The organism is Vibrio sp. B1ASS3 (assembly GCF_905175355.1).
GTDB classification, from domain to species: domain Bacteria; phylum Pseudomonadota; class Gammaproteobacteria; order Enterobacterales; family Vibrionaceae; genus Vibrio; species Vibrio owensii.
This window is the reverse complement of record NZ_HG992742.1, coordinates 3,121,860-3,136,832: the sequence shown is the minus strand read 5'-3', so window position 1 is coordinate 3,136,832 and position 14,973 is coordinate 3,121,860. Positions and strand designations below refer to the sequence as shown.

Here is a 14,973-nt window from a genome sequence, read left to right as displayed (position 1 = left end):
TGCTCAAACGGCATGTCGAAGACAGATAAAAGAGAATCAAAATGGAACAGAAAATCGTTAATATTGGCGACATTCAAGTTGCTAACGACAAGCCATTCACCCTATTTGCAGGTATGAACGTTCTTGAGTCTCGTGATCTTGCTATGCAGATCTGTGAGCACTACGTAAAAGTAACGGACAAGCTTGGTATCCCATACGTGTTTAAGGCGTCGTTCGACAAAGCGAACCGCAGTTCTGTTCACTCATACCGTGGCCCAGGTCTAGAAGAAGGCATGAAAATCTTCCAAGAACTGAAAGACACGTTCGGCGTGAAGATCATCACTGATGTTCACACTGAAGCACAAGCTCAACCAGTGGCTGACGTGGTTGACGTTATCCAGCTTCCTGCATTCCTAGCTCGTCAAACTGATCTTGTTGAAGCAATGGCAAAAACAGGTGCGGTGATCAACGTTAAGAAACCTCAGTTCATGAGCCCTGGTCAAGTGGGTAACATCGTTGAGAAGTTTGCAGAGTGTGGTAACGAAAACATCATCCTTTGTGAGCGTGGTTCTTGCCACGGTTACGACAACCTAGTGGTTGATATGCTTGGTTTTGGTGTGATGAAAAACGCATCGAAAGGCAGCCCAATCATCTTTGACGTAACGCACTCACTACAAATGCGTGACCCATCGGGCGCGGCATCTGGCGGTCGTCGTGAGCAAACGGTTGAACTGGCGAAAGCAGGTCTAGCAACAGGTATTGCAGGTCTATTTATTGAAGCGCACCCGAACCCAGATCAAGCACGTTGTGATGGCCCATCTGCGCTACCGCTAGACAAACTAGAGCCGTTCCTAGCGCAAATGAAATCGCTAGACGATCTAATCAAGAGCTTTGCAGACATCGATATCAAATAATCGGTTGTTGTGAATGTTTAAATGAAATGGTCAGCCTGTGTGCTGGCCATTTTTGTATCGACACATTGATTCTGCCTCACGATCCTCTTCTCGCTTCTCGCTTCTCGCTTCTCGCTTCTCGCTTCTCGCTTCTCGCTCCTCCCTTACACCACCTTGATTATGTCTATAATTTGCTTAGATTTGCGGCGAACTGGTTCGCAATGAGTAAAGTGCGTCGCAGAAACATGAAATCAATACCTTAGTGATTTACACTAGCGCCAAGTTTGCGCGTTTTAGCACAATGAGAACCCTGTTTCTTGTTTGCTGAGCGTGTAATGCAGTGGACCCCAGACGATAAAAAGGTAAAACAATGAAGCAAAGCCTGATTGTAAAAACCGCTTTGAGCGCAGCTATCTTGGCAACTCTTGCCGGATGTGCCACGCAACCAGCACACGAATGGAATGAAGACACAACTTACAAACTGACCGTACTGCACACCAATGACCACCACGGTCGTTTTTGGCAAAACAAGTACGGTGAGTACGGCATGGCGGCACGTAAGACGCTGATTGATGAACTGCGTGCAGAGATTCAAGCCGAAGGCGGTAGCGTGCTTCTACTATCAGGTGGTGATATCAACACTGGTGTTCCTGAGTCTGACTTACAAGATGCTGAGCCTGACTTTAAAGGCATGAGTAAGATTGGTTACGACGCGATGGCGCTGGGTAACCACGAATTCGATAACCCACTGGAAGTACTGTTCAAACAGCAAGAGTGGGCAAATTTCCCGATGCTGTCTGCCAACATTTACGACAAAGAAACTGGCGAGCGATTGTTCCAACCTTATGCCATGTTCAACAAGCAAGGCATCAAGATTGCGGTGATTGGCCTTACGACAGAAGACACGGCAAAACTGGGTAACCCAGAGTACATCGGCGAGGTTGATTTCCGCGACCCGAAAGAAGAAGCGAAAAAGCTGATTGCTGAACTAAAGCAAACTGAAAAGCCGGACCTTATCTTCGCAGTGACACACATGGGTCACTATGAAAACGGCAACCGTGGTGTGAATGCTCCCGGTGACGTGGCGTTGGCTCGCTACCTAAATGAAGGTGATTTGGACATGATTGTGGGTGGTCACTCACAAGAGCCAGTTTGTATGGAAGGCCCTAACGTCATTAAGAAGAACTTTAAGCCGGGTGACGAATGTAAGCCAGATGAACAAAACGGTACTTACATCGTGCAAGCGTACGAGTGGGGTAAGTACGTTGGTCGTGCTGATTATGAGTTCCGCAACGGCGAACTGTCGATGGTGAGCTACGATCTGATTCCGGTTAACTTGAAGAAGAAAATCAAAGTGAATGGCGAGTCTCAACGTGTATTGGTTCAAGATGAAATTGCACAAGACCCAGCAATGTTGGATTTCCTTCGCCCTTACCAAGAAAAAGGTCAGGGTCAGTTGAATGTGAAAATTGCCGAATCTAACGGAAAGCTGGAAGGTGACCGCAACGTCGTTCGTTTCCAACAAACTAACCTTGGTCGTTTGATTGCAACAGCTCACATGGAGCGCGCTAAAGCGGATTTTGCTGTGATGAACTCAGGCGGTGTACGTGATTCGATTGAAGCAGGCGACATCACTTACAAAGACGTGCTGACGGTTCAGCCATTTGGCAACATGGTGTCTTACGTCGATATGTTGGGTAAAGAAGTGCTCGATTACTTAAACGTCGTGGCGACAAAGCCAGTTGACTCAGGTGCTTACGCTCAGTTTGCAGGTATTACCATGACGGTTGAAAATGGCAAAGTATCGAATGTTTTCATCGGTGAAAAACAGCTTCGCCTAGATGGTCAATATCGCTTTACCGTACCAAGCTACAACGCGTCAGGTGGTGATGGTTACCCGAAAGTGAATACTCATCCGGGTTACGTCAACACGGGCTTTACGGATGCTGAGGTACTGAAAGAGTTCTTAGAATCACACAGCCCAATTGATGTAAATGAGTATGCGCCTTCTGGTGACATCGTTTACAAGTAAAAAGCGATTGACTCAAAGTCTCTGATACCATTAACTTAAAGCGCTGCTCCTCACTAGGTGCAGCGTTTTTTGTTTTACAAGGAGAATCTTGATGACTCCGGCCATTAATCTTGCGAAAAAGAAAAAAGTTACACACACCATTCACCAATACGAGCACGATCCAAGAGCAGACAGCTATGGGTTAGAAGCGGCTGAGGTATTGGGACAAGATCCAAAGAAAGTATTCAAAACCTTGTTGTTCTGTTTGAACGGCGAGCCAAAGAACCTTGCGGTTGCGATTATCCCTGTTGATCAAAAGCTGAACCTAAAACTGGCAGCGAAAGCAGCGAAGGGCAAAAAGGCTGATATGGCCGATCCCGAAATCGCGCAAAAGACGACAGGGTACGTTGTTGGTGGGATTAGCCCACTGGGGCAGAAGAAAGCACTACCGACTTTTTTGCACGAAAGCGCAACAGAGCAAAACACAATCTGTGTGAGTGCAGGTAAACGTGGCTTAGAAATCGAGTTAGCCCCGAAAGATTTGCTGAGCTTAACTCGCGGTCAGTTTGCCCCTCTTTGTTTGTAAATACATAATAAATAAAAAGGACGCTCATTAGCGTCCTTTTTTGATTTTGTCAGTCAGTGAAGCGTTACTTCTTCAGACTCAATGTACCACCAGTGCGTTTAGCTGGTTTGCTTGGCTTCGCGGCATTTGGGTTCATGTAATGCTGCTTAGGCTTACTCGGTGATTGAGGTTTGTTTGCTGAGTGCGTATTGCTCGATGCATCTGGCTTACGCTGCGATTTACCATGCTCGCCTTGCGGTCTGCTGCGTTCACCTTGTGGTTTCGCTTTGTAATGTTCTTTTGCTGGACGTCCGCCTTCATCATCACGCTGACGACGCTGTTGGCCTTTCTTCGAATTCGGTGCATGACGGAATTCATCAGCATTGTTACCACGGAAAGTTCGTGTTTTCTGGTTGCGGCGCGCCGTTGAACCTTGGTTCTCTTCACGGCTATCGTACAGCTTCGCGTCGGTCGCTTTACGAATGTTGCGGCCTTTAGAATCTGTTTTTGATGCTTCTTCTGTGCCCACAGAGCCTTCACACATTGCTAGGATCTCTGCCACTTCGTCGTCATTCAGATAACGCCACTTACCGTTAGGAATGCCATCAAGTGAGATGTTCATAATACGTACGCGACGCAGTTTGAATACTTCATAGCCTAGCGCTTCACACATACGACGGATCTGACGGTTCAGACCTTGAGTCAGTACGATACGGAAAGAGAATTTGGTCTCTTTCTCTACTTTACAAGGCAGAGTAACCGTATCAAGGATCTTCACACCGCTCGACATCTGCTTAAGGAATTCACCGGTGATTGGCTTATCAACACGTACTACGTATTCTTTCTCGTGGTTGTTACCAGCACGCAGAATCTTGTTAACGATGTCGCCATCGTTAGTAAGGAAGATCAAACCATCGGAAGGTTTATCCAGACGACCGATAGGGAAGATACGCTTTTTGTGGCCGATGAAATCAACGATGTTGCCCGGAATATCACGCTCAGTAGTACAAGTGATACCAGTTGGTTTGTTCAACGCGATATAAATTGGTTTTTCTTTCGCTGCAACAGGGTTGCCATCAACACAAACATCATCGCCTGGCAGTACTTTTGTGCCCATCTCTGGTTGTTGACCATTAATAGTGACACGGCCTTGCTCGATAAGGCGGTCTGCTTCACGACGCGAGCAGAAGCCTGTTTCGCTGATGTATTTGTTTAAGCGTTTTGCGTTGTCTTGTGACATGTAAGTCTCCTAACGTTTCACAACGGCGGTTAATTGAAGTGCCTGCTGCTAATTAAAAGCAGCAAGGCGAGATAAGGTCGGGCATTCTAGCACCGAGAATCCGGTTAGCCTAAACGTTTTTGATGACGTTCACGGGTCTCCATTTTCTTTTCAGCACTCTTTCTTAATAGAACGTACACAGCACCACTGCCACCGTGGAATCGTTGAGCACTGTGAACACATTGCACTTCTCGGATCTGTTGCAACCAACTCGCGACAAAACTCTTCATTAATGCTGGTGGATTTGAGCGTTCGCCACGGCCATGCACGATGACGACCGTTCGGATGTCCATCTCAATACATTGTTTGAGGAATTTAACAACTTCGTCGCGCGCTTCTTTTAGCGTTTTACGGTGCAGATCAAGTCGAGCTTGGATCGGGTACTTACCAAGGCGCAGCTTGCGGTATACGCCATCCTGTACACCATCGCGTTTGAACTCGATGAAGTCATCGGGTTTGAGCATTTCTGCATGGTCAATCGATAAGTATTCTGGATCATCTTCCGTAAGCCAAATTGCAGCTTCGCGCTTCGCCAACTGAGCATCCGTCACTTGGTGCACTTTTTTATGCTCGGCAGTGTCTTGGTCGATAGGCTTTACATCGCCCATCATCTGTTGGAACAGATCAAAATCGTTGTCTTGAGACATAACGGCAATCTCATAAAGAACAAGGTAGGAATAGTTAGATTATATCAACGAGTGGTGTACTGGGATCAAATAAAAAACCGGAGCAGGCAGGTTACCAACTCCGGTGCAAAGCGTTTCTAGAGCTAAGCGAGATCTAGTGAGGAGATTTGTCGTTCATAATCTTGTAAATGAAGAAACCGCTGAAAAACAACATCAGTCCAATTGTCCCAAAGATTACTATCATTGACGATAGTCCCACCGCATTACCAAATAGGAGTTCAAGCCAAAAGTCCATATGTTTCCTCCAAGATGTTCCCGACATGGACAACGTTAATAGGTGGTGTTTTTTTGCACACTGATCTGGATCAATTATGTTGCCAAGGTTAATAATCTGTATTTTATTGTGGGTTCTTAGTCACATTTCACGTGCTAGTGTTCAGTAAATCGTCAATCGAATTAAGACATTAGTTTTTTTTGTAAAAAGCGCTTGCGTCTCTCTAAAGAATCCGTAATATACGCATCCGTTGACGGGGATAAGTCCTCAGTTAAACATCTCGGTGAATAGCGCAGCTTGGTAGCGCATCTGGTTTGGGACCAGAGGGTCGGGGGTTCGAATCCCTCTTCACCGACCACCTTCAGAAAGCCTGCTCAATGAGCAGGCTTTCGTCGTTTCAGCGGTCGCAAATTTGGCTTTGATAGTAGCGAACCAAATGGGGTTCGCCTGAAGTTAGAATATGGCTCTTCATCGACCGTATTAAAGAAAGCCGTAGCAGAAATGCTACGGCTTTTTTGCATTTGAGGCTTTCGAATCGAGAACGCTTCGCTTCGGGAACGGACTCCGTCCTTCGAGATACGAGAGACAGGATGCTTTAAAGCAAATCAGCTTTCGTCCATTTGTAAATGAAAACGGAAGAGATCCCCAACTCGCTCGTTCCTCTCTCTTGAGGATGACGAATAAAAAGCGCTGAATTCAAAGGCGCATTCCCGAATCCCGAATCTAAAAAGCTATTGATTAGATATCGCAGTCTGCCTTGCGTGTATTGCCAAGTGGTTCAATCGTAAAGCCGCGTTTTTCGAGCAGTTCAATCAGGTTGTCTTTACCGACCAAGTGCAAGCTGCCGACAACAATTGTGTATTGGCCTGACTTCTTCGGTAACACGCTGCCAGAATCTAATTTCTCAGCCCAATCTCGGTTGCGGTCATACAAGAAAGCTTCGTTGAACTCATCGCTCGATTGTTCACTCATCGATGCTTCTTCTAATGTGCTGCCGTCTCCGCTCTTCCAACTGTCGATTAAGCATTGCACCAGTTTTTCACCACCATCGTATTCTTCAATCGAAGAAAGCAGCAACTCTTTACCACCATCTTTTTGTCCTGCGATTAAATCCAACTGAAATTGCACACTTTCCAAAGGCAGCACCGGCACTTGCTGTTTATCTGCCATATTAATCAAGTGCATATCGACGCCTTGGTCGGATGCATAACCCAGCTTGTTCACTAACATTAGCTGAATGGTTAAAGCCGCAGACCATGGCGGCGCATTGAGTAACTGTGCTTCTTGTAGGCCTAAGTCATTGGCTATCTCAGCGAGGTGTTTGCGCTGGGTTCTATCTAAAACATCTTTGGCCAGAAAGTCGGTTTTTGGGTACGTCACGCCTTCGGTATTTCGAACGTCGGCTTCGATGATTAAGCCATCACTGGTTTTGAGGAACTGAGTGACGGCTTTTGGCAGTGGGTACATGGTTTTGTCACCCACATGGACGGAGCCAATAATCATGTATTCCATGTCGCCTTTCTTTGCTAGCCAATGCTGTGGCTCGGCTTGAACGGAATAAGAAGTAAAAAAGACGATCAGAGATGACATTACGGACAAGAGTCGAAACATATTTTGCTCCTCGAATTCAATATGCATCTTATCTATAACACGGTTCGGCAAAATCGTCATTTTTAAAAATATTGACGAGTTTTAACGGCGGAGAAATGAGAGCTAATTCACGAAAGCGTTTCAATTGAGTTTGTTGTTAATGGTTCACTTAATAACCAATAGTGATCAAAATCCTATAAAACCAGTCGAACCCCATCAATATTCGTGATTAAGATCGCAACAAACTCGTCAAAAAAAGTTGGTCGTTTTTAACGTTTTAACTAAGTAATTGAAATTAATATTTTTATATTTTTCTGCTTGAAGCTGAATTTGAGCTGGATCACTTCTTAGTTCCATTAATTTTACGCTTAGAAATAACTGCTTGTATGTTGAATGCAACTGTTAAGCGCCTCGCATTTAGGTGCTCACCATTTTTGATAAATGTCGTTTTGAACCACTGACTTTTTGGGGAAAGTAAGATGTTGAAACATAGTCTGATTGCTGCTTCTGTTATCGCTACATTGGCAGGTTGCTCTTCACTACAGAACTCTGAGCAACAAGTTGTAAACTCATTGGCTGACAACCTTGATATTCAATATGAAGTGTTGACTAACCACGGCGCAAATGAAGGTCTTGCATGTCAAGACATGGGTGCTGAGTGGGCGTCTTGTAACAAAGTAAACATGACGCTAGTTAACCAAGGTGAAGCGGTTGACTCTAAAGATTGGGCTATTTACTTCCACAGCATTCGTCTGATTCTGGATGTTGAAAACGAACAGTTCAAAATCTCTCGCGTAACGGGTGACCTACACAAACTAGAACCGACAGATAAGTTTGATGGCTTTGCTGCGGGTGAAGAGGTTGTACTTCCTCTTGTTGCTGAATACTGGCAGCTATTTGAAACTGACTTCATGCCAGGCGCGTTTGTTGCTGCACCAAATGCAGAGCCTAAGATGATCGCTTCTCTTAACACAGAAGACGTTGCATCTTTCGTGACTGGCCTTGAGGGTAACAACCTAAAACGTACGCCAGATGACAACAACGTATTTGCAAACGCTGTGTCTCGTTTCGAGAAGAACGAAGACCTAGCAAAACAAGACGTATCAACCACGTTACTACCAACGCCAGTGTCTGTTGAAGCAGGTAAAGGTACGGTAGATATCGCGGCGGGTATTGCGCTGCCTAAAGACGCATTCGATGCGACTCAATACGCAGCAATTCAAGATCGTGCAGAAGTGGTAGGTGTGGATGTTCGTGGTGATCTTCCTGTAAGCATCACTGTTGTTCCTGCAGACTTCACCGGTGAATTAGCAAAATCTGGTGCTTACGAAATGAGCATCAAAGGCGACGGTATTGCGATTAAAGCGTTTGACCAAGCAGGTGCTTTCTACGCAGTACAATCTATCTTTGGCCTGGTAGATAGCCAAAATGCTGATTCTCTACCACAACTGTCTATTAAAGATGCGCCGCGTTTTGATTACCGTGGTGTGATGGTGGACGTGGCTCGTAACTTCCACTCTAAAGACGCAATTCTTGCAACGCTTGACCAAATGGCAGCGTACAAGATGAACAAACTACACCTTCATCTAACGGATGATGAAGGCTGGCGTTTAGAAATCCCGGGTCTGCCTGAGCTGACTGAAGTGGGTGCTAACCGTTGTTTCGATTTGGAAGAGAAAAGCTGTTTACTGCCTCAGCTTGGCTCAGGTGCAACGACAGACAACTTTGGTTCTGGCTTCTTCAGCAAAGCAGACTACGTGGACATCTTGAAGTACGCGAAAGCGCGTAACATCGAAGTGATTCCTGAAATTGATATGCCAGCACACGCTCGTGCAGCAGTGGTATCAATGGAAGCACGTTACGACCGTCTAATGGAAGAAGGTAAAGAAGCAGAAGCGAACGAGTACCGCCTGATGGATCCTCAAGATACATCGAACGTAACGACGGTTCAGTTCTACAACAAGCAAAGCTTCATCAACCCATGTATGGAATCTTCAACTCGCTTTGTTGATAAAGTGATTTCAGAAGTAGCAGCAATGCACCAAGAAGCGGGCACGCCGCTAACTACATGGCACTTTGGTGGTGACGAAGCGAAGAACATCAAGCTAGGTGCTGGTTTCCAAGATGTGAACGCTGAAGACAAAGTAAGCTGGAAGGGTACGATTGACCTGTCTAAACAAGACAAGCCATTCGCACAATCTCCACAATGTCAGACGCTAATTGCAGACGGTACGGTAAGCGACTTTGCTCATCTACCAAGCCACTTTGCAGAAGAAGTGTCTAAGATTGTGGCAGAGAAGGGCATTCCAAACTTCCAAGCTTGGCAAGATGGTCTTAAATACAGTGAAGGTGAGAAAGCATTCGCAACAGAAAACACACGCGTTAACTTCTGGGACGTTCTTTACTGGGGTGGCACATCATCAGTGTACGAGTGGTCTAAGAAAGGTTACGACGTGATCGTTTCTAACCCAGACTACGTGTACATGGACATGCCATACGAAGTTGACCCGAAAGAGCGTGGTTACTACTGGGCAACACGTGCAACAGATACTCGTAAGATGTTTGGTTTTGCACCAGAGAACATGCCTCAGAACGCAGAAACCTCTGTAGACCGCGATGGTAACGGCTTCACTGGTAAAGGTGAAATCGAAGCGAAACCTTTCTACGGTCTATCAGCACAGCTTTGGTCTGAGACAGTACGTAACGACGAGCAATACGAGTACATGGTATTCCCTCGCGTACTAGCAGCCGCTGAGCGTGCATGGCACCGTGCTGATTGGGAAAACGACTACAAAGTGGGGGTTGAATACTCGCAAAACTCTAACCTAGTAGACAAAGCTGCGCTAAACCAAGACTACAACCGCTTTGCGAACGTACTTGGCCAACGTGAACTGGCTAAGCTAGAGAAATCAGGTATCGACTACCGCCTACCTGTACCAGGTGCGAAAGTAGAAGATGGCAAGCTAGCAATGAACGTTCAGTTCCCAGGTGTGAAGCTTCAATACTCTCTAGACGGCAAGAACTGGCTAACTTACGCAGACAATGCTCGTCCAAATGTGAAAGGTGAAGTGTTTATTCGCTCTGTATCTGCAACAGGCGAGAAGACAAGCCGCGTGACTAGCGTGAAGTAATTCTGCTAATCATTCACTAAAATCATTGTTCCTTACTCAAAGCCCTCAACTTATGTTGGGGGCTTTGTTTATTTTTCTACGGAAAATAAGCGTGATCAATGTCTGATTATTTTTTACTGATAATTAAGTTCGTAATTTAGAAAGAAAAGAATAGTGTGATCTTGATGCTTGTTTAGTGCTTGATTTGAGAGTGTAACTAGCCTGACTTCACACTTTATTTTTTTGACGAATTTTTAGGTTTTATAGCAAGATGCTGTATTTAATAAACTTTTTTGGATTTCGGAAATGTCGATTTGAATTGGATCACTGTTTTAAATGATTTATTTTTCAATGCGAATTAAATTGCGCAGTATTGCTGTCGCCAGGGAGGCACATCCCAATGTTTGCGATGAAGGGCAAGTGATAGCCGGACATCTCATCGCATAACGTGAACAAATAAAGGCAGTAATTATGAAAAACGTTTTTGCACTAAGTGCACTTTCTCTTGTTTTCGCATCAAGCGCTTTCGCAGGCTCATCTTACGTAACGGGTAACATCCAATTCCACGATGATGGCCGAATCCACGGTTCGGACATGACATCAACGCTAGAAGCCGGCCACACTTTCGATAACCAATTCGGCGGCTTCACGGTTTACACTGAGTTTGACGGCATTCAGCTAGGTAAACTAGAAACTGAAAACGGCGGCGCAGGTAACACAACACCAGCAATCACTGTGGGTGGTGAGCAAGCATTTAATATCACTGATCACCTATGGGTTGCAGCAGGTTACCAACACCTATTCTCTGCGGGTGAGAGCATCCAATACCGTCCTTTGGTTAAAATCGGTTACAACTTCGATAACGGTATCTCGCTAAGCAACCGTACTCGTGCACACATTGATGCGACAGACGCTGATGCTGATACAGATTACCGCATGGATAACCGCATTGGTTACGCGATGAATGAAGACGTGACCTTCAGCTACAACAACGTTTACATGATTGAAGCAGAGACCATGGACCACGAGTTGCGTGCAACATGGACTCGTAAAGGCGTACAGCCATACTTTGAGTTCCGTAGCCAAGCTCACGGTGCAGAAAACTCAGCGGGTGACAGCCTAGTGAACAACGCGTTCGTGTTCGGTGCGTCTTACGGCTTCTAATTAAAAAGTTTGTCTTAACTGTCCATTAAGAAAAAGCCCAGCGGTTTGAATCGCTGGGCTTTGTTTTTATTGGTCGTTACCTTGGTGGTAGCGGTATTCGTAAACCTGACCTTTCTCGTTGTAGGCGTATACAGCGTAGCTGTCTTTCTTATCACCGTACTCCATGCCCGGTGAGCCCATTGGCATGCCCGGTACAGTCAGGCCTTTTGCATTTCGAGGTGGGTTTTCCAAAAACGCTTTAATGTCGTCTGCAGGAATATGACCTTCAAATACGTAGCCATCGATCTCTGCGGTGTGGCAAGAGTAAAGCTGTTCGTTCTTGATGCCCAAATCGCGTTTGATCGCATTCATGTCATCATGCAGCTTTTCTTCCACAGTAAAGCCGTTCTCTTCCATGTGTTTTGTCCATTCGCCACAGCAGCCACAGTATGGCGATTTGTGGTTGATGACATCAGCGGCTAATACGTTCGCCGATGTGACAGCAAGCATTGTAAAGGTCAATAGTTTCAACTTCATAATATCCTCGAGAAGAAGTGTCGCTTACTTAATGGTAAACAGTCGTAGTCGATTTGCATTACTGACGACCGTGATTGAAGACAGTGCCATCGCTGCACCAGCAACGACAGGACTGAGCAAAAATCCAAACGCTGGGTAAAGTACGCCTGCGGCGATAGGGATACCCAACGAGTTATAAACAAAGGCGCCGAACAAGTTTTGTTTCATGTTCTTAAGTGTTGCGCGCGAGAGTTCAATCGCATGCACAACGGCCATTGGTGATGTATTGAGAATGGTCATTTGTGAGCTTTCGATTGCCACGTCACTGCCACTTCCCATTGCGACACCAAGATCCGCCAACGCAAGGGCTGGTGCGTCATTGATGCCATCACCGATCATCGCCACTGTGCGGCCTTGAGATTGCAGCAGTTCAATATGTTGTGCTTTCTCGTCGGGCATCACTTGAGCGATGACTTCATCAATGCCGAGCTCTTTACCGATAGCATTGGCTACGTGTTGGTTGTCGCCCGTGAGCATGACGGTTTTTATGCCCTGCGATTTTAATGCAGACACCGCTTGCTTGGCATCAGTTTTAATCGGGTCAGCGATGGCAATTAAACCAATCAGTTCGTTGTTAAGCGTTACAGCCACTGGTGTCCAAGCGTTGTTTGCACAATCTTCAATCGCTTGCTTCATTGAGCTGGTATCAATCTGCTCGGTTTGCATGAATTGCAATGAGCCGATGAGTAGCGGCTGTGCTTGGTAAGTCGCGGTGATGCCACGGCCACGAATGTTCTCGAATGCGCTCAACTCAACACTTTCAGTATTGTTCTTTCTCGCGTAATCACATACGGCTTTTGCCAACGGGTGCTCCGATTGACGCTCTGCCGCGTATGCCAGAGCAAGCATGTGCTCTTGGCTGGTGGCGTGAGTAAACACTTGCTGCACACTCGGTTTACCTTGAGTAAGCGTGCCAGTTTTATCGAATACGACCGTGTCAATTTTGCTCGCCAACTGCAGTGCATCAGCGTCTTTGATCAGAATGCCGAGCTCTGCGGCTTTACCGACACCAACGGTGACCGACAATGGTGTTGCTAAGCCCAGTGCACAAGGGCAGGCGATGATCAGCACAGTGGTCGTTACTACAAGCATGTAACTGGCTTTAGGCTCTGGACCTACGGCAAACCAAACCAAAGCGGCAAGGATTGCGATGCCGACCACGACCGGCACAAATACCGATGAAATCTGGTCTGCTAATTTGGCAATGGCAGGCTTACTGCTTTGCGCCGTGCGTACCATGCGAATGATTCGAGCCAGCATGGTGTTTGCGCCGATGCCCGTTGCTTCAATGATTAATCCACCATCGGTATTTAATGTACCGGCAGACACTTGCGCATCTTGCGCTTTTAATACTGGTACGGGTTCACCGGTTAGCATCGACTCATCAATGTACGATTCACCCTGTATCACAACGCCATCTACTGGCACTTTCTCGCCCGGTTTGATGCGCAGTTTCATGCCTAGCGTGATTTGCTCAACTGCGATCTGTTGATCACCTTGTTCTGTAATCGCAGTTGCTTGTTGAGGTTGCAGGTTAATCAGAGCCTGCAATGAGCGTGTTGTGTTTGCTTTGGCTTTTGCCTCTATATAATGACCAAGAGAAATTAAGCCGATGATCATTGCGCTCGCTTCAAAGTATACGTGGCGTGAAGCAAGAGGGAACCAGTCTGGGAAAATCACCACAAGCATTGAATAGAACCACGCCGCACCAGTACCAAGCGCTACTAAGGTGTCCATGGTGGCGCGTTTGTGAGTGGCTGCTAACCATGCGTTAGTAAAGAAGTGCTTACCCGCGGTTGCAAGCAGTAAGAGACACAAAATACCAATCGCGCCCCAAGCCAACTGGTCGTTCGTATTGCGAATCACCATGTTGCCGCCAAACACTCCCCACAACATCAGTGGCGCACCGACAACTAAGCCAGCAATGGCATCTAGCTTGAAGCGTTTTTGTTGGGCAAGTTGTTGAGCCGCTTGCTTTTCTTGTTGGGTTGCTGCGTCTTGCAAGATCTCTGCTTGGTATCCGGCTTGCTTTACGGATTCAACGATCGCTTGGTGAAGGGCTTCTGTATCTTGAGTGGCGAACACTAATGCACTTTGCTCAGCAAGGTTTACTTGTGCTTTCTCAATGCCTTCTACGTTAGTAAGTGCTTTCTCTACTGAAGAGACGCAACTCGCACACGTCATGCCTTGAATCAGCATTTGCAATTGAATACTCGCTGGTGGCACCTGTGCATCTTTAATATTGCTTTGCTTTTCTGCCTGTTTAATCTCTGGTGAGCTTTCTTCTTCTACTTCAATAGAATCAAGGCTAGCGGTATAGCCAAGAGTTGCCACAAGATCGATCACTTGCTGCTCTGAGAGTAGGGTCGTGATATCGAGTTGGGTTGTCGACGCTTGAAATGCAATGACGTCTTGATTCGCTTCTAATAAAGAAGAGAGTTTCTTCACGCAGCTGCCGCAGCTCAATCCAGCTAGATGGAACTGAAATTGATGACCAGCGTGATAACCCAGGGACTCGATCGATTCAACAATAGAAGCAAGAGGGGACTCGGTTTTCATCTCAACCATGGTCGGGGACAAATTGATGATCTCAACACTGTGATTGGCATGTAAAGCTTTCTCAACTTTTCTCGCACAGCCCATGCAGTTGAGCCCTGACATAGGTACAACGAACTGATACATAATTTGTCCTCAATAATAGTAATGAGCAGAGCATAAACCTTCCTGCAAGGGGAAGGTCAAGTTTTTCGACGCGAAACAAATTCGTCAAAATCGACGTTATTGCACAGCCTTTGTGCAGGGATTGTTGCGAGTTATCTCAAAGTTTTTTCTCTCTGAATATAAAGTTCCGTTAAAACGCCTAAAAGTTGAGTGAGGGCGCTCACGATTTTTGAGCTTTTTATATAAAAACAGAGAGAGATTGAGTG

The 14,973-nt window shown here is 46.1% G+C and carries 11 protein-coding genes and 1 tRNA gene; 6 read left to right on the top strand and 6 right to left on the bottom strand.

Annotation, left to right across the window (positions count from 1 at the left end; translation table 11 throughout):
- Positions 1–41: 41 nt before the first annotated feature.
- The 3 genes from kdsA to ybaK all read left to right on the top strand — a co-directional run bounded on the left by kdsA (position 42) and on the right by ybaK (position 3,469).
- Entirely contained in the window at positions 42–893 is an 852-nt protein-coding gene (gene kdsA, locus KJB05_RS14145; protein WP_005438608.1) for a 3-deoxy-8-phosphooctulonate synthase, read from the top strand.
- 349 nt (positions 894–1,242) lie between these two features.
- A complete protein-coding gene (ushA, locus tag KJB05_RS14140) occupies positions 1,243–2,904 on the top strand; it encodes a bifunctional UDP-sugar hydrolase/5'-nucleotidase UshA (RefSeq protein ID WP_208444575.1) in 1,662 nt (553 codons plus the stop codon).
- 91 nt (positions 2,905–2,995) lie between these two features.
- Positions 2,996–3,469 carry a Cys-tRNA(Pro) deacylase gene (ybaK, locus tag KJB05_RS14135; RefSeq protein ID WP_020198125.1) on the top strand — a complete coding sequence of 158 codons (474 nt, stop codon included), beginning with the start codon at positions 2,996–2,998 and terminating at the stop codon, positions 3,467–3,469.
- A 64-nt stretch (positions 3,470–3,533) separates the two neighbouring features.
- Here ybaK and rluF read toward each other — a convergent pair whose 3' ends face one another.
- The 3 genes from rluF to KJB05_RS14120 form a co-directional block, all read right to left on the bottom strand.
- Positions 3,534–4,688 (bottom strand): 23S rRNA pseudouridine(2604) synthase RluF, encoded by a 1,155-nt coding sequence (gene rluF / locus KJB05_RS14130; RefSeq protein ID WP_009705662.1) that lies wholly within the window; start codon positions 4,686–4,688, stop codon positions 3,534–3,536.
- A 104-nt stretch (positions 4,689–4,792) separates the two neighbouring features.
- The gene (gene smrA / locus KJB05_RS14125; protein ID WP_038896409.1) at positions 4,793–5,374 is read right to left on the bottom strand and encodes a DNA endonuclease SmrA; all 582 of its coding nucleotides are present in this window, start codon (positions 5,372–5,374) and stop codon (positions 4,793–4,795) included.
- Positions 5,375–5,507: 133 nt separating this feature from the next.
- On the bottom strand, positions 5,508–5,648 hold the full coding sequence (locus KJB05_RS14120) for a DUF3149 domain-containing protein (RefSeq protein ID WP_020198127.1): 141 nt from the start codon (positions 5,646–5,648) through the stop codon (positions 5,508–5,510).
- A gap of 260 nt (positions 5,649–5,908) precedes the next feature.
- Between KJB05_RS14120 and KJB05_RS14115 the strand changes: the two genes are divergently transcribed.
- Positions 5,909–5,985: transfer RNA gene (locus KJB05_RS14115), tRNA-Pro, on the top strand.
- A 380-nt stretch (positions 5,986–6,365) separates the two neighbouring features.
- Here KJB05_RS14115 and KJB05_RS14110 read toward each other — a convergent pair.
- Entirely contained in the window at positions 6,366–7,238 is an 873-nt protein-coding gene (locus KJB05_RS14110) for a TraB/GumN family protein (protein ID WP_208444576.1), read from the bottom strand.
- Between the two features lie 458 nt (positions 7,239–7,696).
- Between KJB05_RS14110 and KJB05_RS14105 the strand changes: the two genes are divergently transcribed.
- Positions 7,697–10,348 carry a beta-N-acetylhexosaminidase gene (locus tag KJB05_RS14105; RefSeq protein WP_208444577.1) on the top strand — a complete coding sequence of 884 codons (2,652 nt, stop codon included), beginning with the start codon at positions 7,697–7,699 and terminating at the stop codon, positions 10,346–10,348.
- 450 nt (positions 10,349–10,798) lie between these two features.
- The gene (locus KJB05_RS14100) at positions 10,799–11,491 is read left to right on the top strand and encodes an oligogalacturonate-specific porin KdgM family protein (protein WP_005438618.1); all 693 of its coding nucleotides are present in this window, start codon (positions 10,799–10,801) and stop codon (positions 11,489–11,491) included.
- 66 nt (positions 11,492–11,557) lie between these two features.
- Here the strand turns inward: KJB05_RS14100 and KJB05_RS14095 are convergent, their stop codons facing one another.
- Complete coding sequence (locus KJB05_RS14095) at positions 11,558–12,007, bottom strand: DUF411 domain-containing protein (protein WP_208444578.1); 450 nt, start codon at positions 12,005–12,007, stop codon at positions 11,558–11,560.
- A gap of 24 nt (positions 12,008–12,031) precedes the next feature.
- Positions 12,032–14,728: a heavy metal translocating P-type ATPase gene (locus tag KJB05_RS14090; RefSeq protein ID WP_208444579.1), complete on the bottom strand. Its 2,697-nt coding sequence runs from the start codon at positions 14,726–14,728 to the stop codon at positions 12,032–12,034.
- Positions 14,729–14,973 lie beyond the last annotated feature (245 nt).